This is a genomic window from Lysinibacillus sp. NPDC097279 (assembly GCF_044761745.1).
Classification (GTDB): domain Bacteria; phylum Bacillota; class Bacilli; order Bacillales_A; family Planococcaceae; genus Lysinibacillus.
In genome coordinates, this window is record NZ_JBIWDA010000001.1 from 126,744 (window position 1) to 150,610 (window position 23,867).

The 23,867-nt window shown below is 37.8% G+C and carries 22 protein-coding genes and 1 riboswitch; of the genes, 16 read left to right on the top strand and 6 right to left on the bottom strand.

Annotated features, from left to right (window positions below; translation table 11 throughout):
* The first annotated feature begins 59 nt into the window (after positions 1–59).
* From ACIQ1H_RS00540 to ACIQ1H_RS00550, 3 genes are all read left to right on the top strand, one after another.
* Complete coding sequence (locus tag ACIQ1H_RS00540; protein WP_402885660.1) at positions 60–1,220, top strand: cysteine desulfurase family protein; 1,161 nt, start codon at positions 60–62, stop codon at positions 1,218–1,220.
* Positions 1,217–2,425 carry a tRNA uracil 4-sulfurtransferase ThiI gene (thiI, locus tag ACIQ1H_RS00545; RefSeq protein ID WP_402885662.1) on the top strand — a complete coding sequence of 403 codons (1,209 nt, stop codon included), beginning with the start codon at positions 1,217–1,219 and terminating at the stop codon, positions 2,423–2,425. The genes ACIQ1H_RS00540 and thiI overlap by 4 nt, the downstream gene beginning before the upstream one ends.
* 214 nt (positions 2,426–2,639) lie before the next feature.
* Positions 2,640–2,852 (top strand): alpha/beta-type small acid-soluble spore protein, encoded by a 213-nt coding sequence (locus ACIQ1H_RS00550; protein ID WP_173477551.1) that lies wholly within the window; start codon positions 2,640–2,642, stop codon positions 2,850–2,852.
* A 121-nt stretch (positions 2,853–2,973) separates the two neighbouring features.
* On the opposite strand, the gene thiE is transcribed toward ACIQ1H_RS00550, so the two are convergent.
* From thiE to thiM, 3 genes are read right to left on the bottom strand one after another with little or no spacing between them, the layout of a single operon-like run.
* A complete protein-coding gene (gene thiE / locus ACIQ1H_RS00555; RefSeq protein ID WP_402885663.1) occupies positions 2,974–3,606 on the bottom strand; it encodes a thiamine phosphate synthase in 633 nt (210 codons plus the stop codon).
* Positions 3,596–4,420, bottom strand: coding sequence for a bifunctional hydroxymethylpyrimidine kinase/phosphomethylpyrimidine kinase (thiD, locus tag ACIQ1H_RS00560; RefSeq protein WP_402885665.1), 825 nt, complete (start codon positions 4,418–4,420; stop codon positions 3,596–3,598). Before thiD ends, thiE begins: the two co-directional genes overlap by 11 nt.
* Positions 4,420–5,175, bottom strand: a complete 756-nt coding sequence (thiM, locus tag ACIQ1H_RS00565; protein WP_402885667.1) for a hydroxyethylthiazole kinase — start codon at positions 5,173–5,175, stop codon at positions 4,420–4,422. The genes thiD and thiM overlap by 1 nt, the downstream gene beginning before the upstream one ends.
* Before the next feature lie 88 nt (positions 5,176–5,263).
* Positions 5,264–5,362, bottom strand: a riboswitch (TPP riboswitch).
* A 194-nt stretch (positions 5,363–5,556) separates the two neighbouring features.
* On the opposite strand from thiM, the gene mbcS reads away from it, so the two are divergent.
* The 5 genes from mbcS (at position 5,557) to ACIQ1H_RS00590 (ending at position 10,870) form a co-directional block, all read left to right on the top strand.
* A complete protein-coding gene (gene mbcS / locus ACIQ1H_RS00570; protein WP_402885669.1) occupies positions 5,557–7,143 on the top strand; it encodes an acyl-CoA synthetase MbcS in 1,587 nt (528 codons plus the stop codon).
* A 184-nt stretch (positions 7,144–7,327) separates the two neighbouring features.
* On the top strand, positions 7,328–8,341 hold the full coding sequence (sppA, locus tag ACIQ1H_RS00575) for a signal peptide peptidase SppA (protein WP_337980600.1): 1,014 nt from the start codon (positions 7,328–7,330) through the stop codon (positions 8,339–8,341).
* 12 nt (positions 8,342–8,353) lie between these two features.
* Positions 8,354–8,965 carry an RDD family protein gene (locus ACIQ1H_RS00580; protein ID WP_402885671.1) on the top strand — a complete coding sequence of 204 codons (612 nt, stop codon included), beginning with the start codon at positions 8,354–8,356 and terminating at the stop codon, positions 8,963–8,965.
* 383 nt (positions 8,966–9,348) lie between these two features.
* Positions 9,349–9,852: a thiol peroxidase gene (gene tpx / locus ACIQ1H_RS00585; RefSeq protein ID WP_402885673.1), complete on the top strand. Its 504-nt coding sequence runs from the start codon at positions 9,349–9,351 to the stop codon at positions 9,850–9,852.
* A gap of 88 nt (positions 9,853–9,940) precedes the next feature.
* Positions 9,941–10,870 (top strand): class I SAM-dependent methyltransferase, encoded by a 930-nt coding sequence (locus ACIQ1H_RS00590; RefSeq protein ID WP_139860574.1) that lies wholly within the window; start codon positions 9,941–9,943, stop codon positions 10,868–10,870.
* A gap of 45 nt (positions 10,871–10,915) precedes the next feature.
* Here the strand turns inward: ACIQ1H_RS00590 and ACIQ1H_RS00595 are convergent, their stop codons facing one another.
* Positions 10,916–11,365 (bottom strand): universal stress protein, encoded by a 450-nt coding sequence (locus tag ACIQ1H_RS00595; RefSeq protein WP_139860572.1) that lies wholly within the window; start codon positions 11,363–11,365, stop codon positions 10,916–10,918.
* Positions 11,366–11,664: 299 nt separating this feature from the next.
* On the opposite strand from ACIQ1H_RS00595, the gene ald reads away from it, so the two are divergent.
* Positions 11,665–12,780 carry an alanine dehydrogenase gene (gene ald / locus ACIQ1H_RS00600; protein ID WP_402885676.1) on the top strand — a complete coding sequence of 372 codons (1,116 nt, stop codon included), beginning with the start codon at positions 11,665–11,667 and terminating at the stop codon, positions 12,778–12,780.
* Positions 12,781–13,094: 314 nt separating this feature from the next.
* Here the strand turns inward: ald and ACIQ1H_RS00605 are convergent, their stop codons facing one another.
* Positions 13,095–14,183 (bottom strand): M24 family metallopeptidase, encoded by a 1,089-nt coding sequence (locus ACIQ1H_RS00605; RefSeq protein ID WP_402888517.1) that lies wholly within the window; start codon positions 14,181–14,183, stop codon positions 13,095–13,097.
* A 282-nt stretch (positions 14,184–14,465) separates the two neighbouring features.
* Between ACIQ1H_RS00605 and ACIQ1H_RS00610 the strand changes: the two genes are divergently transcribed.
* Together ACIQ1H_RS00610 and ACIQ1H_RS00615 are read left to right on the top strand one after the other, a co-directional pair.
* Positions 14,466–15,149: a metal-dependent hydrolase gene (locus ACIQ1H_RS00610; RefSeq protein WP_402885679.1), complete on the top strand. Its 684-nt coding sequence runs from the start codon at positions 14,466–14,468 to the stop codon at positions 15,147–15,149.
* A 152-nt stretch (positions 15,150–15,301) separates the two neighbouring features.
* Positions 15,302–16,609 (top strand): DRTGG domain-containing protein, encoded by a 1,308-nt coding sequence (locus ACIQ1H_RS00615; RefSeq protein WP_173477543.1) that lies wholly within the window; start codon positions 15,302–15,304, stop codon positions 16,607–16,609.
* A gap of 86 nt (positions 16,610–16,695) precedes the next feature.
* Here ACIQ1H_RS00615 and ACIQ1H_RS00620 read toward each other — a convergent pair whose 3' ends face one another.
* Positions 16,696–17,001, bottom strand: a complete 306-nt coding sequence (locus tag ACIQ1H_RS00620) for a YtpI family protein (protein ID WP_337980603.1) — start codon at positions 16,999–17,001, stop codon at positions 16,696–16,698.
* Between the two features lie 90 nt (positions 17,002–17,091).
* Between ACIQ1H_RS00620 and ACIQ1H_RS00625 the strand changes: the two genes are divergently transcribed.
* From ACIQ1H_RS00625 to ACIQ1H_RS00645, 5 genes are all read left to right on the top strand, one after another.
* Positions 17,092–18,033, top strand: coding sequence for a DHH family phosphoesterase (locus ACIQ1H_RS00625; protein WP_217270131.1), 942 nt, complete (start codon positions 17,092–17,094; stop codon positions 18,031–18,033).
* A gap of 25 nt (positions 18,034–18,058) precedes the next feature.
* Positions 18,059–21,142 (top strand): DNA polymerase III subunit alpha, encoded by a 3,084-nt coding sequence (gene dnaE / locus ACIQ1H_RS00630; protein WP_402885683.1) that lies wholly within the window; start codon positions 18,059–18,061, stop codon positions 21,140–21,142.
* Between the two features lie 132 nt (positions 21,143–21,274).
* Complete coding sequence (locus ACIQ1H_RS00635; protein WP_172772413.1) at positions 21,275–21,916, top strand: FadR/GntR family transcriptional regulator; 642 nt, start codon at positions 21,275–21,277, stop codon at positions 21,914–21,916.
* A 21-nt stretch (positions 21,917–21,937) separates the two neighbouring features.
* Entirely contained in the window at positions 21,938–22,795 is an 858-nt protein-coding gene (accD, locus tag ACIQ1H_RS00640) for an acetyl-CoA carboxylase, carboxyltransferase subunit beta (protein ID WP_172772412.1), read from the top strand.
* Entirely contained in the window at positions 22,788–23,744 is a 957-nt protein-coding gene (locus ACIQ1H_RS00645; protein WP_172772411.1) for an acetyl-CoA carboxylase carboxyltransferase subunit alpha, read from the top strand. Before accD ends, ACIQ1H_RS00645 begins: the two co-directional genes overlap by 8 nt.
* Positions 23,745–23,867: the final 123 nt, after the last annotated feature.

Below are 23,867 nucleotides of genomic sequence, written 5' to 3' on the forward strand. Positions count from 1 at the left end.
GACAGATTGCGTTATGATAAATACCGTTAAATCAACGTTTTGAAAGTGTGTGAAAAATAATGAAGGTTAATACAATTTATCTTGATAATAGTGCTACAACAAAGCCTTATAAAGAAGTAATGCAAACATTTATGGCAGTGAATGAACAGTATTACGCGAACCCTGCGTCAATTCATGCGATGGGTGTAGAATCAAATGAATTATTAATGCGTGCGCGTGAGCAAGTAGCAGATATTTTGAAGACTGACGCAAAAAATGTGCTATTTACTTCAGGTGGTACCGAATCTAATAACACAGCAATTATTGGTTTAGCACGAGGTAATACACATAAGGGTAAACATATTTTAACTACGGAAATTGAGCATCCTTCTGTGTTAGAATCGGTCAAACAGCTAGAAAAAGAAGGCTTTGAAATAGAGTATTTACGTGTCAATGCACAAGGCGTAATTTCATTAGATGAGCTAAAGGCAAAGATACGCAAAGATACTATTTTGGTGAGTATGATGCATGTAAATAATGAAATGGGAGCTATTCAACCTATTTTTGAAGCTGCTACAATTGTTCATGCAGAAAGTCGAGCGGCATTTCATGTTGATGCAGTACAAAGCTTTGGAAAATTACCTTTAACTTTTAAAGGTGAGGAAGGTCCTGATTGTATTACTATCTCTGGGCATAAAATTCATGGCTTTAAAGGCTCAGGTGTCTTAGCATTCCGAAAAAAAATGCAATGGCAACCATATGCATTAGGTGGAGGACAGGAATTTGGCTTGCGTAGTGGTACAGTTGCTGTTCCACAAGCGGTAGCGCTGTCGAAAGCGGCTCGTATTGCAGTTGAAACAATGAACGAACGCCAAGAGAAATATCGTAATTGGCAACGGGAAATTCGGGCGGAGCTAGAGCAATTTGGTGATGTTGTGCATATTTTATCTACTCCAGAATGTGCGGCTCATATTTTATCATTTAGTGTTCGTGATTTAAAAGGTGAGGTACTGATAAATGCCTTACAAAAATATGGTGTCATTGTATCGACATCAAGTGCTTGTTCGTCAAAGCAAACAAAAACAAGTCATGTTGTAGAAGCATTAAATATTGATGAACACTTTAAAAAGGGTGTTATTCGTGTTAGCTTTGGCGCACATGTAACTTCTGAAGACATCGCACTATTTATACAAGTTATTAAAAAAGTAATGATGGAACTAAAAGGAGAACTTTTATTATGATTTGGAAAGAAATATTAATTCGTTATGGCGAACTTTCTACAAAAGGACGTAACAAAATGGATTTTATCCGTCGTTTACGTGAAAATATTCGCTATGCATTTGCAGATTTAGGGCATTTACACATTCGTACAGAACGTGATCGTATGTTTATTGCCATTCAAGACGAGGCACAAATGAATGTTTTATTAGCAGGATTACCAAAAATATTTGGCATTCAATCATTTAGTCCAGTAGCTGCTTGTGACAAAGATATGGATGCCATGAAACAACTTGCGATTACGATTATGGATACATTTAAACATGAACAATTAACTTTTAAAGTTGAAGTTAAACGTACAGATAAAACATTCCCGTTAGATTCTCACAGCATACAGCGTGAAATTGGTGGACATGTTTTACCTCAATATCAAAACTTATCAGTAAAAGTGAAACATCCTGATGTAGAGCTACGTGTCGAAGTTCGCCACGATTCAACTTACATGATGGCGCAAGTGATTCCTGGCGCAGGTGGAATGCCAGTTGGCTCTAACGGAAAATCTTTATTAATGCTTTCAGGTGGAATTGATAGTCCTGTTGCAGGTTATTTAATGATGAAACGTGGTGTACGTCTAGAAGCAATTCATTTCTTTAGCCCACCATATACAAGCCAAAATTCATTGGAAAAAGTAAAAGTGCTAGCAAATGAGCTAACAAAATTCGGTGCAAGTATTCGATTACATGTAATTCCGTTTACAGAAATTCAAGTGCTTATTAAAGAAAAAGTGCCGTCAAATGTGTCAATGACTACAACGCGTCGTATGATGTTAAAAGTTGCAGATAAAGTACGTGAAGAAATTAATGCACTTGCTATTGTCACAGGGGAAAGTCTTGGACAAGTAGCAAGTCAGACGCTTGAAAGCTTAACAGCTATTAACGCAGTTACAAATACACCAATTTTGCGTCCACTTATATCGAGTGATAAATTAGACATTATTGAAATTGCGGAGAAAATCGGCACATATGAAACGTCAATTCAGCCATTTGAAGATTGTTGTACGATCTTCACGCCTGCTAGTCCGAAAACGAAACCAAAGCTTGAAAAAGTAGAGCATTATGAAAGCTTTTCTGATTTCGATGACCTAATTGAGCGTGCTGTAAAAAACCGTGAAGTGTACATTTTCCCGAAAAAAGACCAGCCTACAGATAAATTTGCAGATTTATTATAAAAAAATTACGTGCGTAACAAATAAATTCGTTATTGTTTTTCGTTTATTTAAAAACGCCATTTAATAAGAAGGAAACCGTCTCAAAAACGTATTTGGGACGGTTTTTTTTAATATTTACTAGCTTATTTCCTTTAGAGTTACATTTTACCTTTAATTTTTTCGTATTAAAAAACAAATATCGCACATTCTATATTCACAAGGAGGTGAGACAGACATGACAAACAACAATGGTAGTTCAAACAAGCTTGCAGTACCTGGTGTACAACAAGCACTTGATCAAATGAAATACGAAATTGCACAAGAATTTGGTGTTCAATTAGGAGCTGACGCTTCAGCTCGTGCTAACGGTTCCGTTGGTGGTGAAATCACTAAACGTCTTGTACAAATGGCAGAATCTCAATTAAAAGGTATGCCAAAAAACCAATAATTGCAGAATAAGCAATTATTGAACTTAAAACCAGTGACCGTAAAAGGCACTGGTTTTAGTTTGTTTAAATTTAGTTTTTTTATGCCATGACTACTTGTATACATACGTGCAACAATGCAAATTACAAAGACAATGATTTGAATGTTGAAACTGTTTTTTGAATATCATTGCTTTCGCAAATAACTGAAATAACCGCTACGCCATCTGCACCTGCTTTAAAAACAGCAAGTGCATTGTCGCAGTCGATGCCACCAATTGCGACGATCGGCAACTGCGGATACATGTTTCTTGCTTGTTGTAAAAACTTAGTTCCACTAGGTGGTTTTGCATCGCTTTTGGACGTCGTTGCATAAATAGGGCCAATCCCTACATAATCCGCTCCATATGTTAAAGCAACTTGTAATTCAGTGGCTGTATGAACCGAAACACCAAGAATCATTTGTCCAATTTTTTGTCGCACTAGTGAGATGGGATGGTCGTCTTGACCAATGTGAAGGCCATCTGCCTTAAGCTTTAGAGCAAGGTCGATATCATCATTCACAATAAAGGGAACGTTGTATTTTCTGCATAGGTTTTGACATTGACGTGCAAATTGTTCGTAGTGCTCATTCGTCAATGCTTGTTGTCCTTTTTCACGAAACTGAAACATCGTAATGCCTGCTTGCAATGCGGATTCAAGAATTTCTAAAGGTTGTCTATTTTTTACGTTCGCTGTGCCCATTATAAAATAAAGCTGTAAATCACTACGTTTCATGAATGGTTACCTCACAAGTATCGAGAAATTTTTTGTAAGCAAAATGATTTGTTGGCCCATTGCCATTGCCAATCAATAAATCATGGCTAATGGCTAGCTGAATAAACTTTTTCGCTTCAATAATCGCTTGTTTTAAAGGCATTTTCTGGCCAATAAAAGCGGTTAAAGCAGCAGAAAATGTACATCCCGTTCCATGTGTATTTTTCGTTGCGATTCGAGTAGATTGCATTGAAAATGTTTTACCATCATTAAAAAATACATAATCTGTTGCAAAGTTATCATCCTGTAGATGACCACCTTTAATAATGACACATTGAACACCTAGCTTTAATAATGACTGTGCAGCTTGTTGGATGTCTGAATAATTGTGTATTTTGCTTGCTGTAAGCGTCTCCGCTTCAGGGATGTTAGGTGTGACGATTGTAGCAAGTGGTAATAGAGTGTTTTTTAACGCCTCAACTGCTTCTTGCTGTAATAAGTTTTCGCCACCTTTGGCGATCATTACAGGATCAACAATAAGTGGAATATTTAAATTAGACATAGCTCCTGCAATAGTATGAATAATATCTGAGGAGAAAAGCATGCCTGTTTTTATTGCACTAATTGAAAAATCCTCCAGCAGTGAATGAAGTTGTTTATTTACAAAAGCTTGATCAATTGGAAACACCCCGCTCACACCTAAAGTATTTTGTGCTGTTAAAGCGGTAATAACGGATGTCCCGAATACATTTAATTCTTGGAAAGTTTTTAAATCAGCTTGAATACCAGCTCCACCACCGCTATCTGAGCCAGCTATTGTCGTCACAATATGCATTATTTTTCACCGTCCTTCGATAAACGGTGAAGCTCATTTAAGACGGACACTGCGAAATCACCATTATATGGCGCACAAGAAGCGGCATGTTCAGCAACTTTTTTATAGCTCGTTAATGTATGGCACAACTGAGTATATGGCTCATTACCTGCCATATAAGCTGCACAGCAAATAGCACTTAATAAACAACCCGTCCCTGTAACTTCTGTCATGCGAGCGTTTCCACCAATAATCCATTTAGAATGCTCACCATCAGTAATAAAATCTTTTTCACCAGTTACAATAACAATGCACTTATATTTTTTAGAAATCTCTTGTGCTTTATCTTCAACAGATATGGAGCCGCTGCCACTATCCACACCTTTTTGTTGCCAATGAACATTAGCAATCGCGGCAAGCTCACCGATATTGCAACGAATAACAGCAAAGTGAACCGCTTCTAATAATTGCTGTATCGTTTGTTTACGTAAAGTTGTTGCCCCAACACCAACAGGGTCCAAAATCACAGGTATACCTAGCGCGTTTGCTTTTTTGCCAGCAAGGAACATCGATTGTTTTGTACGGGTAGTAAGCGTGCCAATATTAATTAATAAGGCTGATGCAATCGATACCATCTCTTCAACTTCGGTTGATTCATCGGCCATGACAGGTGAAGCACCAATTGCTAATAAGCCATTTGCTTGGAAATTGGCAACTACATAATTGGTAATACAATGAATCAATGGCTGTCTTTTACGAATAGTTTGAAAAATCATCATAGTCCTCCTTTTTTGGATGGACGTAAGCATGCAAAAAAGCTCTTTTTCGTGCAAAGTGTACACGTAAAAAGAGCTTATCATCAGTAATAAGATGTGTGTTGCTCCCTACGTCAGTATTAACTAACAGGTTCAAAGGGTCAGGTTTTACCTTCTCAACTCGTTATGAGTCCCCCTGCAATCATGAATTTTTTAGTTGTCCAAAATGTAACATACCTATTCTCAGTATTCAATAGTATTTTATCATTATCTGGAAAGCAGTGACTGATGCCATATAATAAACCATGATAATTGTCATGACTTTGTGAAAATAAGGTCCATCCATTGAAAATCATAAAAAATGAGTTTTATAATAAACCTAGCAATAAGGAGGCAGTTATTATGAAAAGACAGGATTTAATCGCACCAGAATGGTATAACATTGTTGAGGAGATTGAGAAGTATGCTCAGGACCCTTCTAAAAAAGCATTAATTGTTTATAACAATCATGAAGAAATTCAACATATTACATATGCAAATTTACTTGAAAAAGCAAATCAGGCGGCCCATGTATTTACTTCGCAAGGACTAGCAAAAGGTGATGTGCTTTTAGTAATGGTTCCAAGATCTGTTGAGGCATATATCGTATACATAGCAGCATTAAAAGCGGGCTTAACGATTATTCCAAGCTCAGAAATGTTGCGCACAAAGGATATTGAATACCGCATTACACATGCAAATGCCAAAGGAATAATTGCTTACGAGCCATATATTGAGCAATTTGATGAAGTAAATAATCTAAAGGGCATTTTGCAATATGTAATTGGTCAGGCGCATGCCCCATGGCAACCGTTGCTTGAAAAAATGGAGGAGCATCCAACAAACTATACGAATCCTACACCAACAAAAAGTACTGACACTGCTTTTTTAGCCTATACAAGTGGAACAACGGGCAATCCTAAAGCAGCTGTTCATACGCATAGCTGGGGTTATGCTCATTTACGGACAACAGCACCAAATTGGTTAGGTGTACAAGAAAATGATATAGTATGGGCTACTGCGGCACCTGGATGGCAAAAATGGATTTGGAGTCCGTTCCTTGCAACTTTAGGCAGTGGTGCAACAGCCTTTGTCTATAAAGGCAAATTCGATGCATCAACTTATTTGTCGTTGCTTGAAAAATTTAAAGTAAATGTATTATGCTGTACACCGACAGAGTATCGATTTATGGCAGCACTTAATAATTTACAGGATTATAATTTAAGCGAAATCCGCCAAGCGGTATCAGCGGGAGAACCATTGAATAGTGAAGTTGTAAAAGTGTTTTTAGAAACGTTTGATATCCAGGTTCGAGATGGCTACGGACAAACTGAAAATACATTACTTGTAGGGACAATGGTTGGCATGGAAGCGCGCGTTGGGTCAATGGGAAAACCGACACCAGGAAATACAGTAGAAATAATCGACGACCATGGAAATCCTGTGTCTGAAGGTGTAGTTGGGGATATTGCCGTGCATCGTGAAACACCTGCACTCTTTAAAAAATATTTCCAAGATCCCGAACGCACGAGCCTACAATTCCGCGGAGAATGGTATATAACTGGAGACCGTGCATATAAAGATGCCGATGGCTATTTTTGGTTTGAGGGCCGTGGAGATGATGTCATAATTTCTTCAGGCTATACAATAGGGCCATTTGAAGTGGAAGATGCATTAATGAAACACCCTACAGTAAAGGAAGCTGCTGTAGTTGCTAGTCCTGATGAAGTAAGAGGAAATATTGTCAAGGCATTTATTGTCCTGCGTGAAGGTGAGACAGGGGATAATACGCTTATTAAAAAGTTACAAAACCATGTGAAATTAATGACTGCCCCATATAAATATCCACGTGCGATTGAATTTGTAGATGTTTTACCGAAGACTGCATCGGGTAAAATTCGTCGTGTCGAATTACGTCAACAAGAAAAAGCTCTTTATACACATCAATAAATATTTCCTAGGAAATAAAGGCGAATAATCAAAGTTCATGTTTTATTATGAACTTTTGATTTTTTGTTGTAGCCTCATTTATTTATAGTAAAATAATAAACAACAGAACATTTTTACATAAAAATTGCTTAAAAGTGAAACGTTTTGGAAATTTAGACGTATAACGTGTTGAGGAGGCGTTTGTATGAATGTAAAAAGGTGGATAGCCTTGGCTATAGCTGCTGTGTTGTTAGTATTTTCATTAGGAATTAATACGATTTTTGCAATATTTAAATCAGACTTCTTTAGTAATTTTGACAGCATTGTCGCTGGAAATAATTTAAATGTTTATGAAACTGTTATTGAAGGTGAAGATTACAGTAAGCGTATTGCCTATTTAAAAGTGGATGGAACGATTCAAGATGTTGGATCGAACACATTATGGCAAACCGTAGCTTATGATCACCAGTTTTTCTTAAATCAATTGGACAATATTTTATATGATGATTCAGTACAAGGTATTGTGCTAAGTGTAAATTCACCAGGTGGTGGCGTAAAGGAATCGGCAGAAATTTATAAAAAACTGTTGCAAATTAAAGAGGAACGTCAAATTCCAATTTACGTTTCAATGGATTCGATGGCTGCTTCTGGTGGATACTATATTTCTGCACCAGCGGATAAAATATATGCACATCGTGATACGATAACAGGTTCGATTGGTGTCATTATGCAATCTATTAATTATCAGGAACTTGCAGAAAAAGTAGGCGTGAAATTTGAAACGTTTAAATCTGGGCAACATAAAGACATGCTTAGTCCAACACGTGAAATTACTGAAGAAGAACGTGCTATGATGCAGGATATGATTAATGAATCATATGAAGAGTTTGTTGATATTGTGGAACAAGGACGCAATATGTCTGAAGCAGACGTGAAAAAAGTAGCGGATGGTCGAATACTTGGCGGTACAAAGGCACTTGAAGCAGGCTTAATCGATGAAATTGGCGATGAGCAAGCAGCTATTGCAGCTTTACGTCAAGATTATGGTTTAGAAGATGCCGTCTTATTTGAATACAGTTATGATCAAGGTGGTCTACCGTCAATAATTGGTATGAAAGTAAGCTCTCTTTTTGGCCCATCAGCTGAAGAAAAAATGCTAATGAAAATTATGACAGAATACAAGGCACCGAAAATGATGTACTTATATGGTGAATACTAAGGAGGGCATACCATGACAAACAATGAATTCGTTTTGCAAGGGACACCCTCAATTGAACAACAACTGCTAAATAAGGAAAATACACCAATAGTGACTACGAAATATGATTTAAAGACGGCAGGATTTTGGGTGCGCTTTTGGGCATTTATCCTAGATGGATTAATTATTTCAGCTGTTGTAGGAATCGTAGTTAATCCGATATTTTACTTAATGGACTGGTCGTTATCGGATTCAATTTGGTATGCACCTATCTCCATTATTTCAGCTATTCTCTATTACTGTTATTTTGTATTGATGACAAAGTTTTTAGGGCAAACGTTGGGGAAAATGGCTTTCGGGTTACGCGTTGTTTCACTACAACATGACAAACTTACATGGTCAGACGTGCTGTTCCGTGAATGGATTGGTCGCTTAATTAGCAACATAATTATGCCCCTTTATATTTTTGTTGCGATTTTACCCGACAACCAAGGCATACATGATTATTTTGCCGATACTACGGTTGTCCATGAAAAGGTATATGTAGCTAAAGAAACAGCACAACCTGTTGCACAACCGACAGCACCCATTCATGAAAGTACAAAAGAGCCTGAAAAGATAGAGGAGAAACCTGAAGAATCTTGAGCAGGTAAAGACTTGAATTTTTAAAAAGGGATAAAGTAGTTCATAAATTTCTATTATGTAAAATAGAAAAATAGTTGATGGTAGCGAAGGCGGTGACTCCTGCGGGAACAGCACAAAACGTTAGACGCAACAGGCGGCGTGATTAGCGACGGTTGCGGCTTACATTGTGCCCGCGGAAAGCACCGCCTTAGCGAACATTACTGACTAGAAAAGTGTTAGATTGATTGCAGTCATTCTAACACTTTTTCTTTTGTAATTTGAAATGCAAATAGGTCTCATAGTGCAACAATTACAAAGTTTACACTATGATAAGCTGTCCTAGTTGCAATTAATTCCCTACATTTAGTAAGATTATGTACATATGATGATTAGGAGGCGTTTTCATGGCACAAATTACATTTAAAAAAGGTCCAGTAACACTTATTGGTAACGAAGTAAAGGTTGGAGACCAAGCACCAGATTTCACAGTATTAGCAAATGATCTATCACCTGTTTCTTTAAAGGATTCAGAAGGTAAAATTCGTTTATTTAGTGTTGTCCCATCTTTAGATACAGGCGTATGTGATGCACAAACACGTCGTTTTAATGAAGAAGCTGCAAATTTAGGGGATAACGTAGTAATATATACAGTATCTGTTGACCTACCATTTGCACAAAAACGTTGGTGCGGTGCTGCGGGAATTGATGCTGTTCAAACAGTTTCAGATCATCGCGATCTATCATTCGGTGAAGCATATGGTGTATATATTAAAGAATTACGTCTTCTAGCACGTGCAGTTTTCGTGGTAGATGCAGATGGAAAAGTAACTTATGTCGAGTATGTACCTGAGGCTACAGATCATCCAAACTACGAAGCAACAATTGCAGCAGTTAAAGCACTAGCATAATTTGCTTCTTTTAGGCTAAGATAATACTAGACAAAAGGGCTGTGACAGAGTTTGTCACGGCTCTTTTCTGCGTGAAAGGAAGTTATGTATGGAAAAGATTGAAAAACTATTTGGGATGCTAAATGAGCATGCGGAAAAAATAGAAAAAGAGCAAAATACGACGTTATTAGAAGGTATACTTGATGGACTAGAGGCTTGGCTTGATGGGGATGTAGATTTCTCACAGCAAGGTACAACGAAAGAAGATGTGCGCAAGTCCATTCAAATTGCAATTTTAAAAGGTATGCGTAAAGGTTCACAGCCGAATCATCAAATGACACCAGATACGCTTGGTCTTTTAGTTGGCTATTTCGTGGAACAAATTTTTGCGGATCAATTAGCAAAAGAAAAACTAACAATGCTAGATCCAGCAGTTGGTACTGGTAACTTACTGTTAACTGTCATGAATTTACTCGATGGAAAAGTAGAGGCATCTGGAGTAGAGGTAGATGAGTTATTGATCCGATTAGCCGCAGCAACAGCAGATTTAACAGAGCAGCCAGTTTCTTTATATCGACAAGATGCTTTGCAAGACCTATTAGTAGATCCTGTAGATGCCATTGTTTGTGATTTACCAGTCGGTTATTATCCGAATGAGGAAGTGGCGTTAGATTATGAGCTTTGTGCATCTGAGGGAATGAGTTATGCGCATCATTTATTTATTGAGCAATCTATTAATTATACGAAAGATGGGGGCTATTTATTTTTCCTAGCTCCAACGCATCTCTTTGAATCTGAACAGTCTAAGCAACTGCATAAGTACATTCAAAAGCACGCATGGATACAAGCAATCATTCAATTACCAGATACGATGTTTGCTAATAAATCACTTGAAAAGAGTATTGTTATTTTACAAAAACAAGGGGAAGCTTTTAAAGCTCCAAAAGAAGTATTGTTGGCAAAAGTTCCAAATATGCAAAATAAACAAGCGCTTGCGATGTTCTTTGAAAAAGTGAAAATGTGGCAAGAAGGGAAATAATAAAAAAGGTATCCAAATTTGGATACCTTTTTATGTATTGCATTATTAAGCTTCTGGTGTACGAATAACTAGAACGTCACAATTTGCTGAACGTACGATTGCTTCAGAAACGGAACCGATTAGGAAGCGTTCTACTGCATTTAAACCAGTAGCGCCACAAATAATTAAATCTGCATCAACAATTTTAGAAAGTTCTTTTGTAATAATATTTTTAGGAGATCCATACTCAATTATAAGGTTTACGTTTGCTAAGCCTTCATCTTCAGCTTGTTTTTTGTAACCATTTAATAATTCTTCTGAGAAAGCCTGTGCGCGTTCAGCAATTGAACGATCATATGCTTCAATAGCAGCGAATGAACGCGTATCAATAACGTTTACTAGGTTTAATACGGCACCTTCGTTACGTTTAGCAACGTCGATTGATTTACGAAAAGCGTACTCCGCTTCTTTAGAACCGTCTACTGCAACTACAATGCTTTTATAATGATTAGCCATTTGTATTACCTCCCTATTTGTATAATGTAATTATACCAAATCATTTTCTAAAGGAAATACTTTCCGTAGAAAATTTGTGAATAAGTAAAGGCGTTTACTATGAAATACCTTTATTCGCTCAATTAGTATTAATATTTAGTATTTTAAAAATGTTATGAATTTAATTAGTATTTGCTTTAATTAAAGCATTTTTTTCACTTGTTTGGTAAGATGGAAGTGCAAAGGGGTCATCATCTACGAGAAATCGTATTTTGATGAAATATTGCTTAGTTCATAGGTTATGAAAGGGGATTGGAAATATGAAGATTGGTATTCCAAAAGAAATTAAAAACAACGAAAATCGCGTAGCAATGACACCAGCTGGGGTTGTCTCATTAACGCATGCTGGTCACGAAGTGTATATTGAAGCGGGTGCGGGTATTGGTTCAAGCTTTACAGATGCAGATTACGTGGCTGCGGGTGCGCACATTGTTGCATCAGCAAAGGAAGCATGGGCTCAAGAAATGATTTTAAAAGTAAAAGAACCCGTAGCATCGGAATACGATTACTTTTATGAAGGACAAATCTTATTTACCTACTTACATTTAGCGCCTGAGCGTGAGTTAACGCAGGCATTAATAGATAAAAAAGTTGTAGGTATCGCCTATGAAACAGTACAACTTGCAAACGGCTCCTTGCCTTTATTAACACCAATGAGTGAAGTGGCAGGTAAAATGGCAACGCAAATTGGTGCGCAGTATTTAGAAAAAAATCATGATGGTAAAGGGATTTTATTAGGTGGCGTATCAGGTGTACAACGCGGAAAAGTTACTGTAATTGGTGGCGGAATTGCTGGTACCAATGCTGCAAAAATCGCTGTTGGTATGGGTGCAGATGTAACGGTCATTGATTTAAGTCCAGAACGTCTACGTCAATTAGAAGATATGTTTGGTCGCGATGTACAAACGCTTATATCTAATCCTTACAATATTGCAGAATCAGTGAAAAGCTCCGATTTAGTTGTAGGTGCTGTTCTAATTCCTGGTGCAAAAGCACCGAAGCTAGTATCGGAAGAAATGATTCAATCAATGCAGCCTGGTTCTGTTGTTGTTGATATTGCTATTGACCAAGGTGGAATTTTTGCGACATCTGATCGCGTTACAACACACGATGATCCAACATATATTAAGCACGGGGTTGTACATTATGCTGTTGCGAATATGCCAGGCGCTGTACCGCGTACATCAACGATTGCTTTAACAAATAATACAATTCCATATGCGCTACAAATTGCAAACAAAGGCTATAAGCAAGCATGTATTGATAATCCAGCATTGAAAAAGGGTGTTAATGCATTAGATGGACATATTACTTATCAAGCAGTCGCAGAAGCACAAAGCTTACCGTATGTGAATGTGGATGAATTAATAAAATAAAATGAAATACTAAAATAAATATAGAAAAATTTTGCGGTTGATTACCGTAACGTGCGGATATATTTTGTACGGGATATAAAAAGTGTTAGATTGATGGCAGTCAATCTAACACTTTTTTTGCTATGCTGTTGTAGTTCGCTATGGCATGCGTTTTCCGCGGGCAACCGTAAGCCGCAAGCCTCGCAGACGCTCGGTATGTTGCGTCTTACTATGCGTGCGTTCCCACAGAAATCGCCGCTTCCGTTTGGAGGAAATGCCAATGTATAATGGTCGATCCTCTACATCATATTTCTACCTGTAAAACACTTTGTTAATTACAGGACAATTAAGTCTTTAGGGAATTTAGTTAAAACTTCTACCCCATCTTTTGTGACTACAACATCATCTTCAATACGGACACCTGTCACATCTGATTTGTATACACCTGGCTCGATTGTGAACACCATGCCTTCTTCCATTACCATGTCATTTGCGCCCGTAACTGATGGGAATTCATGTACGGAAATACCAAGTCCATGACCTAGTCGATGTGTGAAGTATTCTCCATAGCCTGCATGAGTAATTGTGTCGCGAGCAATTTTATCTAAGTCCATTGCACGTACACCAGGTTTTACTGCCGCAATTGCATTTGAATTAGCTGCTAATACAGCATTATAGATTGCTTTTTGTGCTTCAGAAGGTTCTCCAAATGCAACTGTACGTGTGATGTCTGAGCAATACCCATCGTAAATTACTCCTAAGTCAAATAAAATCATATCGCCTTTTTCGACTTTACGAGCGCCTGGTTTTCCATGTGGTGAAGCTGATTTAGGGCCACTTAATACCATTGTCTCAAAGGACATCTTACAACCCTTTTCTTGAATAGCACTTTCGATAGCTGTTAAAATTTCCATTTCAGTTTTACCTTCAGCAATTTCTTTACAGCCTACTTCAATTGCATAATCAGCAAGTTGTGCAGCTTTGCGAAGCTTGTTTAACTCATCTTCATCTTTAATTACACGCATTGCATTAATTTTTTCATCTAGACGTACAAAAGTTGCTTGTGGAAATGATTGCTGTAAAGCTTCTAAACGTTCAACAATAAGCTGTGCTTTTTCAATTGCAAACGTCAAAGGATTTACATTACGAGCAACTATTGCTTGTGCAAGAATATCCATAGCATTATCTGTATCTTGATGGCCGATGACTTCATATGACCAGCCTGCAGCTTTTGCATCAGGAATCTCCATTTGTGGACAAATTAAAAAAGGCTCAGCCTCTTTAAAAATCATCACTCCTAGTAATCGTTCATGGGGGTTACTTTTGAAACCAGATACGTAAAAGACATTATCGGGAGTCGTAACGAAAGCAGCATCGATTTGATTTTTTTGTAAATAGTTTTGGATTTCTTGTACTTTTGACATCATCTATTTCCTCCTCATATTGCACCTAGTTTGCTGATCTAGCCTATAGCGACACGCCTTCATGTGGCTTCAATTATTTAAGTGAAAGCAGTGCAATGTTTACTAGTGCCCACTATTGAAAGTAAAGCACGGCGTGGTTTTTCCCGACAGTCGAAATGTCGGGAAAAGATGTGCACTATACACTTTTCATATCCTGTTTAAGCATATCAAAAAAAGGGAAAAAGCGCATGGATAGCGAATTAAAAGATGGAGCAAATATTCAATTATCAGGAGGAACGATTAATGCAAATTAGTTATCATGGACATTCTGTTGTAAAAATTCAAACAAATGGTAAAACAATTTTAATTGACCCTTTCATTAATGGAAATAGCCAAACCGATTTAAAGGTTGCAGAAGAAGCACCAGATATTATTTTGCTTACACATGGGCATAATGACCATGTTGGGGATACTGTGGAGCTTGCAAAGAAAAAGGATGCACTCGTTATTGCACCGAATGAGTTGGCAAACTGGATTTCTTGGCAAGGAGTGAAAGCGCATCCAATGCATATAGGGGGAGCAAAGGAATTTGATTTTGGAAAGGTGAAATTTACACAGGCTTTCCATGGCTCTTCTTATGTAACAGAAAACAATGAAATTATTTATATGGGTATGCCTGCAGGCGTTTTACTGTTTATCGAAGGATTAACAATTTATCATGCAGGTGATACAGCACTATTTAGTGATATGAAATTAATTGGAGAGCGTCATCCAATTGATGTAGCGTTTTTACCAATTGGTGATAATTTTACGATGGGACCTGAAGATGCGGCATGTGCAGTATCATTTTTAAAGCCAAAAATTGTTGTACCAATTCATTATAATACATTCCCTCCGATTGAACAGGATCCGCAAATTTTTGCTAATTTAGTACAAAATGCAGAAGTTCAAATTTTAAAAGCGGGCGAAAAAGTAAACTGTTCCTAATCATTTGAGGTGCTGTACTATAATGATTGACACCACGTGCGTAGTTGAAATAATGGGAAACGTAAAACATTTTACACCTTTATACTCAATATTTTCGCAAAAAATATGGTACACTAATAACAGAATTCATTGCTTGAGAAATAGGTGATATTTTGTCAACAAAACATGAGAAGATTTTACAATACATCGAATCACTACCCGTGGGCGATAAAATTTCGGTACGACAAATTGCAAAGGAAATGCAAGTGAGTGAAGGAACGGCTTACCGTGCTATTAAAGAAGCGGAAAATCGTCGTCTTGTAAGTTCTATTGAACGTGTCGGAACAATTCGTATTGAGAAGAAAAAGAAAGAAAATATCGAACGATTAACATTTGCAGAAATTGTTAATATTGTAGATGGCCAGGTGCTAGGTGGTAAAACTGGTCTACATAAAACATTAACGAAATTTGTAATCGGTGCGATGCAATTAGAAGATATGATGCGTTATACAGATGCAGGTAGCTTACTGATCGTCGGAAACCGTTTTAAAGCTCATGAAAATGCGCTTCGAGCAGGTGCAGCTGTATTAATTACAGGTGGATTTGATACAACGGATGACAACAAACAGCTTGCCGATTCATTAGATTTGCCGATTATTTCAACTAGTTACGATACTTTCACCGTGGCAACGATGATTAACCGTGCGATTTATGACCAGTTAATCAAAAAAGATATTTTATTTATTGAGGATATTTTCGTGCCAATGACCGAAACATCTGTGCTCCACAATGATGAAACGATTCATCATTTCCAAAAATTAAATGAGCGTACAACGCATGGTGCCTTTCCTGTAGTAACTGCTATGAATAAGTTAGTAGGAATGATTACCGTGAAAGACGTCATCGGTAGGGAAGAGGACGAGCTGATTGAAAAAGTAATGACGAAAAATCCAATTGCTGGATCAATGAAAATGAGCGTCGCTTCCGCAGGGCATCGGATGATTTGGGAAGGGATCGACTTACTGCCAATTGTAAATGACGATAATGTTTTACAAGGGGTCATTAGTCGACAAGATGTGCTAAAGGCGTTGCAGCTTGCACAAAGACAGCCTCAACACGGTGAGACTATAGATGATTTAGTGAAAAATGAAATGAAAGTGCTTGGCGATGAAGATTTAATCGTGGAGTTTAAAGTGACACCGCAAATGACAAACCAATATGGGGCTATTTCTTATGGAGCATTTACAACGTTACTAGCCGAAGTTGGATCATTTGCATTAAAGCGTCGTAAACGTGGCGATGCAGTTGCAGAAAACATGACAATTTATTTCATCAAGCCTGTTCAAATGGAGAGCACGCTTACTGTCAAACCTCGCATATTAGATATGAGTCGTAAGTTCGTAAAAATGGACTTTGAAGTATTTAATGAGCAAATGCTTGTCGGTAAGGCAATGATGATGTTCCAGCTATTGGAGCGTTAAGCAGACAAAAAGGGATGACCTAGGCAAATACTAGGTCGTCCCTTTAATAGTTTTTTTGCAATTATATGTGTACTACAGTGTATTTGTTATCGATTAATCCGAAATTCTTCATCAACAAACTGACCATAATGTCGGGCCTTTTTAATATTTTCCACAACAACAAAGATGCCTAACACGACAAGAATTGCTACAATGATAAATGTAAACGTTCCAGGGAATAAGTATGCTTGATTCAATGCAAATGCAAGAATAAAAGAACCTAAACCTATATTCGACTTACTTTTGTACCAATTTTTAGCAATAGGTAATGGTGAACGGAACTGTTTTGTTTTAAAATAAAAATAAAAGACAAATGATATAATTATGGCAAACACAAAAATTAAATTGAGCATAGTAAACCTCCTAGCATAACTAGACATTATTGTAACGATTATTGAGGAAAAATGCTAACGGTTATTACTATCATTTTGGGGGAAATCACTTTGAAAAGACAAATCATCGACACAATTGCTTCATATGAGACAATCGTTATTCATCGACATGTGCGTCCAGATCCAGATGCGTATGGATCACAATTAGGCTTAAAAGAATTAATTTTAGCAAATTATCCAGAAAAGAAAGTGTATGCTGTTGGTGAGCATGATACATCCTTGTCGTTTTTAGCTGAACCTGATCAAATAGCGGATGATGTATATGAAAATGCGCTGGTTATAGTAACAGATACGGCGAATACAGAACGTATTGATGATCAGCGCTATACAAAAGGCAAAATGGTCATAAAAATCGATCATCATCCTAATGACGATCAATACGGAGACTTATTGTGGGTAGATACAACTGCTAGTTCTTGCAGTGAGATGATCTATGTGCTATTTGAAGAGGGGAAAGAAATCGCTGATTGGAAACTTTCAGATGCAGCCGCACGATTATTATTTGCTGGAATTGTTGGAGACACAGGTCGTTTCCAATTCCCAAGCACAACTGTAAAAACATTCAAAGTTGCAGCGGAACTTATTACATATAACTTTGATCGAAATCAAATTTTCGATGGGATGTATGAAATGGAGCAAAAGCTGTTAACGTTACAAGGATATATTTATCAAAATTTTGTTATGGATGAAAACGGTGCAGCGCATGTAAAGCTGACAAAAGAGTTGCTTGCTGAATTCAATGTTGTACCATCTGAAGCATCGCTTTTAGTGGGCTGCCTCGGCAGTGTAAAGGGGATTTGTGCATGGGTAATCTTCATCGAAGAGGAAGACCAAATTCGTGTTCGTTTACGCTCTAAAGGACCGATTATTAACACTTTAGCGAAGGAATTTAATGGTGGCGGTCATCCACTTGCTTCTGGTGCAACTGCTTACTCATGGCAAGAAGCAGAAATTGTCACTGCACGTTTAAAAGAAATTTGTAAGGCATATTAATAAATTTTGAAAGGCAGGGATTCTTTTGACACATGTATATACACAAATGCATACGAGCGCGGATTTATTAAAAAGCACGATTCGGCTTGAACAATTGATCCCTTTTTTACAAGAACAAAATACGCAGGCCTGTGCAATTGTCAATTCGAAATTGTACGGGCTTTTACCTTTTTGTAAAGCGATGCAGCAGGCAAATATGCACGCGGTAATAGGGCTTTCGGTGAAGGTACAATGGGATAATAAAATAATACCGCTCGTGTTGTATGCACAAACACAGCAAGGCTACCAGCATCTTTTAAAGATTAGTAGTGCTGTTTCTATTCGAGAAGACGAGGTATTGCCATGGAGATGGCTTGAAGGCTATGCAAAGGGCTGTATAGCGTTGCTTTCGGCGAATGATATAGCGGAAATAGTAGAATGGGCAGAAATAACAAGTGCTTTACAACAAGTATTTGGTAAGCGTCTATATGTAGGAATGGCAAGACCAGGTGGCATAATAGCAGACAATGAAGCTATGATTTCACAGTGGTGCGAAACAAAAGATATTTTCATTGTAGCTACACAGCGTTGTTATTTTTTACGACCAGAGGATCATTTTGCGTATGAAGTTGCTAGAGCTATTGATACAGGGGAAAAGCTTCAAGAGACGATGCTAACAGCTCATTTAGAAAACTATTATGCGCCGACTGAGGAGCAGTGGAAGAGTTGGTTTTCAAATCGCCCTGAATGGATTGAGGCAAGTGTCGATATGTTAGCTAGCTGTGTTGCAAAAATTCCTGAAATGCATGTTCAAATGCCAAAATTCCCACTAAAAGAGGGTGAAACAGCCGAAAGTTTGCTTGTAAAAGAAACGTTTTCAGGGCTAGCTAATCGTTTAAAACTAACAGAGGTTCCAGCAATTTATCGAGATAGACTGCAATATGAGTTAGAAATTATATGCTCAATGGGCTATGCTGATTATTTTTTAATTGTTGCAGATTTTATGCGTTATGCCAAAGAGCATCGCATTTTAACTGGGCCAGGTCGTGGTTCTTCAGCAAGTTCACTAGTTGCATTTAGTCTTTCTATCACACAGGTAGATCCACTTGCCTACGGTTTATTGTTTGAACGGTTTTTAAATCCTGAACGTGTAACATTGCCCGATATTGATATTGACTTTGTTGACAGCAAAAGACAACAAGTAATTCAATACGTTGCACAAAAATATGGCAAGGCTAATGTTGCGCAAATCATTACTTTTGGTACTTTATCAGCGAAAGCAGTGGCGAGAGATGTAGCGCGTGTTTTTGGTTTTGATGCTGAAGTGATGGAAAAAATATCGAAAATGATTCCAAACAAACCAGGCATAACGTTGCAAAGGGCTGTAGCAGAATCCCAAAGCTTTCAAAGTTGGTTGGCTGAAGATGAATACCATCGACGTTGGCTTGACATAGCTCTAAAATTAGAAGGTTTGCCGAGAAATTCTTCTACCCATGCGGCTGGTATTGTATTAGCGCCAACGCCATTAGTAGATACAGTTCCAATTGAGAATGGACATGAGGGTATTTATTGTACCCAGTGGCCGATGGGAGATGTAGAAGCAAGTGGTCTTGTAAAGATGGATTTTTTAGGGTTGCGTAATTTAACCATTTTAGAGCAAGTGCGTTGGTCTATTTACAAAGCAGGGGGACCATGGATAGAGTTTGACCTAATCCCTATGCATGACGAGCTTACCTTCCAACTGCTTCAAAAAGGAGATACAGTAGGTATTTTCCAATTAGAATCAGATGGCATGAAAGAGGCATTACGTGATATTCATCCAACGCATTTTTCAGATATTGTTGCAGTCAATGCTCTTTATCGTCCAGGACCGATGGAATTCATTCCTGTTTATGCAAGAAGAAAGGCGGGGCAAGAACGTGTAACGATGCCACATCCGTTATTGGAGCCGATATTACGTGAAACATATGGCGTCATTGTCTATCAGGAGCAAATTATGCAAATTGCAGCGACGATGGCTGGTTTTACGATGGGGCAGGCGGACTTATTACGTCGGGCAGTTAGTAAAAAAAATCGTGATATATTAGAGGAACAACGTACTGCCTTTGTAGATGGCGCATTGAGACAAGGTTTTGATCGGCGAGATGCAGAGGGCGTCTACGAGCTAATTGTACGCTTTGCTGACTATGGCTTTGCAAAAAGCCATGCTGTTGCCTATAGTGTCATCTCGTATCATATGGCGTATTTAAAGGCTCATTACCCGCAAAGCTTTTATGCAGCATTATTAACAAATGCAACAGGGAATGTAGAAAAAATTCAACAGCTTGTTGCGGAAGCGAAGGAAAAAGGAATGGCGTTTTATCCGCCATCATTATTGCAAAGTACTAAATTCTTTAAAGTAGAAAAAGATGGCATTCGTTATAGCTTATCAGGCATAAAAGGTGTACCGCACACATTTATAGAGAAATTAGTGACGTTACGTAAAACGAATCCACAGGCACTTCATAATTTATTTGATTTGGCTGTCGCTTTAAGTGCACAACATTTTAAACCGAATATTATGGAATCTTTAGTTCATGCAGGAGTGCTTGATTATTTAGAGAAGGATCGTGCTATACTTGTGGCCACTTTAGAGGCAGCGTTAAAACAGGCAGAGCTTGTACGTCCAACAGAGGATGTCGATATAGAAACAGCAACCGCCTTTAATTTTGGGAAACCGAAGTATATGGAAGCTGAAGCGATGTCTCAGAAAGAAAAGCTTCAACATGAGAAAGAAAGTTTAGGCTTTTATATTTCTGCGCATCCTGTTTCTGAAGCAAGAAGTTACTGGGGTGAAGCTACTGTAACTTGTGCTGACCTGAAGCATACACGTGAAGGGACATATGTAAAAATGATTGGCTTGATTGAGGAAGTGAAAAAAATAAGGACAAAAAAAGGAGAGCAAATGGCCTTTGTCCAACTTCAAGATGAATTTGGAATCGTATCAGTAACCTTATTTCCACAAGTCTTTCAACTCGTTCAAGATATCTTAATAGAAGATGAACTGCTGTATATTGAGGGGACTCTTGAAAAACGTTTTGGTAAATCGCAAGTGAAAGTAAAACATGCACAATCGACTAAAAAAATATGAAATTAAACAAGATTTTAGAAACTGCATAGAATTTTATGCAGTTTTTTCTTTACTTTTAAACAGTTATTTTGTAAGATGTAGTCAATGCTAAAAAAGTGGTCAGACCACTTTTTGATAACGGGAGTTAATCATATGGATAAACAAACCGAACAAAAAAAAGTGTTTTTAGAAATCGTTCAGCAATTACGTCAACTTATTCGAATGGAAAAAATTCAAGCTGGAGAGAAGCTTCCTTCTGAACGTGTTTTATCAGAAAGGTTAGGTGTTGGGCGCTCCTCTGTCAGGGAGGCACTGCGCAGTTTAGAGTTACTTGGACTCATTGAAACGCGACACGGTGGAGGTACATTTCTTGCCTCAACACATAAGCATCAGCTTGTAGAAGTACTGTCGATGTTTATATTAGAAGATGAAAAATCAAAAAAAGATGTCGAATTAACGCGACAAATTCATGAAAAGGAAGCAATTCGCGTAATAAGTTGTACAGAGATTCTTCGTACACTACCTGTGTGGGATAGTTTTTTTGTGAAGCTGGAAATTGAAGGAACAGTCAATTGTCGTGATGTATTGCGAGAACTATTAGTTACATCAGGCAATCGGCTTTCGCTGAAAATCTGGTTTCAACTTGCAGCATATGACGGTGACCGTTTAAATCGAAACTCAACGGAAGATGAAAAACTAATCCTTCAAACGATGTTGAAATCGATGCAACTTGGCTATGAAAAAGAAGCATTACTAGCTTACGAGCAGTGGATGGGTACTGGTCAAACTTTTTAGACAATAAAGGGGGAGTCAAACATGGCAATACGCGACATATTTAACGCAAATCGAAAAAAGAAACAGGATGGTCAGGAAAAGGCATTTCCAGAAGGACTCATGACAAAGTGTCCAGAATGTCGTCATATCCAGTTAACAAAAGAATTAGAAAAGCATCATAAAGTATGCTCGAAGTGTGAACATCATTTTAAAATGACTGCCCAAGAGCGTGTGGATTATTTCTTAGACGAAGGATCATTTGTTTCGATGGACGATCATTTACAAACAAGTAATCCTCTTAATTTCCCTGCTTATGTAGAGAAAATTAATGCAGACCAACAAAAAACAGGTCTAAATGAAGCTGTATTGACAGGTTTAGGTACGCTTGATGGAGAAGATGTTGTAGTAGCGATAATGGATTCGCATTTCCGTATGGGATCAATGGGCTCTGTTGTTGGAGAAAAAATAACACGTGCGGTTGAAAAAGCAACTGAATTAGGTGTGCCGTTTATCATTTTCACTGCAAGTGGGGGAGCGCGAATGCAAGAAGGTGTGCTTTCTTTAATGCAAATGGCGAAAACAAGTGTTGCTTTAAAACGTCATAGCAATCAAGGATTGTTATTTATTTCTATATTAACGCACCCTACTACTGGTGGTGTATCTGCAAGCTTTGCCTCTGTGGGTGATATCAATATTGCGGAACCTCAGGCACTAATTGGCTTTGCGGGAAGACGTGTAATCGAAGAAACGGTAAGAGAAAAACTACCGAATGATTTCCAAACTGCAGAATTTTTATTAGAGCATGGTCAACTAGATGCCATTTTCCATCGCAAAGATTTACGGAAACAAGTAGCTATGCTTGTAAAAATGCATACGAAAGGTGGCGTGCAACATGTCTAAAAATTTAGCTTTTGAAGAGCCTGTAGTACAATTGCGTGAAAAAATTGATGAATTAAAAACGATTGCTGCTGAAGCGGACGTAGATATGTCGGGAGAAATTGAAAAGTTAGAAACGCGTTTAACGCAACTTGAGCAATCAATCTATGCCAATATGAAGCCTTGGGATCGCGTGCAAGTGGCAAGACATCCTGAACGCCCAACAACGCTACAATATATTGAGGCAATGTGTGAAAACTTTATTGAATTACACGGAGATCGTACATTTGGAGATGATGCAGCGATTTTAGGTGGGATTGCTCTATTTGAAGGACAACCTGTCACAATTATTGGACACCAACGTGGTAAATCTACAAAAGAAAATATTCGTCGTAATTTTGGGATGCCACATCCAGAAGGTTATCGTAAAGCGTTACGCTTAATGAAACAAGCAGAGAAATTTAATCGTCCGATTATTTGTTTTATTGATACAAAAGGTGCCTATCCTGGTAAAGCAGCAGAAGAGCGTGGTCAGAGTGAGGCGATAGCTCGTAATTTAGTAGAAATGGCGGGTTTATCTGTACCAGTCATTAGCATCGTTATTGGAGAAGGCGGTAGTGGTGGCGCACTAGCTCTAGGTGTAGCAAATCGCGTTTACATGTTAGAGAACTCTACTTATTCTGTTATTTCTCCAGAAGGTGCTGCTTCAATTTTATGGCGTGATGGTAGCCTTGCTAAGCAAGCAGCTGAGGCAATGCGCATTACTGCACCTGATTTAAAAGAGCTTGGTGTGATTGATGGTATTATTCCAGAGATAACTGGTGGAGCACATCGTAATGTGGCGAAGCAGGCAATCTATATAAAAGAATGTATTAGTGACACACTAAAAAAATTAAATACTTTAAATGGTGAGCAATTAATCGATGACCGATATGATAAATTTAAAAAAATCGGACAATATATAGAAGTATAGGCAAATCACATCGCAATGCTTTGAAGGTCTAATTCGTTAAATTAAAGCGAAATATTTATAAAAAATGTTAAATTTTAGATGCTTTGTGATGGAAAGAGTGTGTGAAAGCGCATTCTTTTCATT

Coding starts and splice junctions, on each gene's coding strand:
- ACIQ1H_RS00540 (WP_402885660.1), top strand. CDS start 60: ATGAAGGTTAATACAATTTATCTTGATAATAGTGCTACAACAAAGCCT.
- thiI (WP_402885662.1), top strand. CDS start 1,217: ATGATTTGGAAAGAAATATTAATTCGTTATGGCGAACTTTCTACAAAA.
- ACIQ1H_RS00550 (WP_173477551.1), top strand. CDS start 2,640: ATGACAAACAACAATGGTAGTTCAAACAAGCTTGCAGTACCTGGTGTA.
- thiE (WP_402885663.1), bottom strand. CDS start 3,606: ATGAAACGTAGTGATTTACAGCTTTATTTTATAATGGGCACAGCGAAC.
- thiD (WP_402885665.1), bottom strand. CDS start 4,420: ATGCATATTGTGACGACAATAGCTGGCTCAGATAGCGGTGGTGGAGCT.
- thiM (WP_402885667.1), bottom strand. CDS start 5,175: ATGATTTTTCAAACTATTCGTAAAAGACAGCCATTGATTCATTGTATT.
- mbcS (WP_402885669.1), top strand. CDS start 5,557: ATGAAAAGACAGGATTTAATCGCACCAGAATGGTATAACATTGTTGAG.
- sppA (WP_337980600.1), top strand. CDS start 7,328: ATGAATGTAAAAAGGTGGATAGCCTTGGCTATAGCTGCTGTGTTGTTA.
- ACIQ1H_RS00580 (WP_402885671.1), top strand. CDS start 8,354: ATGACAAACAATGAATTCGTTTTGCAAGGGACACCCTCAATTGAACAA.
- tpx (WP_402885673.1), top strand. CDS start 9,349: ATGGCACAAATTACATTTAAAAAAGGTCCAGTAACACTTATTGGTAAC.
- ACIQ1H_RS00590 (WP_139860574.1), top strand. CDS start 9,941: ATGGAAAAGATTGAAAAACTATTTGGGATGCTAAATGAGCATGCGGAA.
- ACIQ1H_RS00595 (WP_139860572.1), bottom strand. CDS start 11,365: ATGGCTAATCATTATAAAAGCATTGTAGTTGCAGTAGACGGTTCTAAA.
- ald (WP_402885676.1), top strand. CDS start 11,665: ATGAAGATTGGTATTCCAAAAGAAATTAAAAACAACGAAAATCGCGTA.
- ACIQ1H_RS00605 (WP_402888517.1), bottom strand. CDS start 14,183: ATGTCAAAAGTACAAGAAATCCAAAACTATTTACAAAAAAATCAAATC.
- ACIQ1H_RS00610 (WP_402885679.1), top strand. CDS start 14,466: ATGCAAATTAGTTATCATGGACATTCTGTTGTAAAAATTCAAACAAAT.
- ACIQ1H_RS00620 (WP_337980603.1), bottom strand. CDS start 17,001: ATGCTCAATTTAATTTTTGTGTTTGCCATAATTATATCATTTGTCTTT.
- ACIQ1H_RS00635 (WP_172772413.1), top strand. CDS start 21,275: ATGGATAAACAAACCGAACAAAAAAAAGTGTTTTTAGAAATCGTTCAG.
- accD (WP_172772412.1), top strand. CDS start 21,938: ATGGCAATACGCGACATATTTAACGCAAATCGAAAAAAGAAACAGGAT.
- ACIQ1H_RS00645 (WP_172772411.1), top strand. CDS start 22,788: ATGTCTAAAAATTTAGCTTTTGAAGAGCCTGTAGTACAATTGCGTGAA.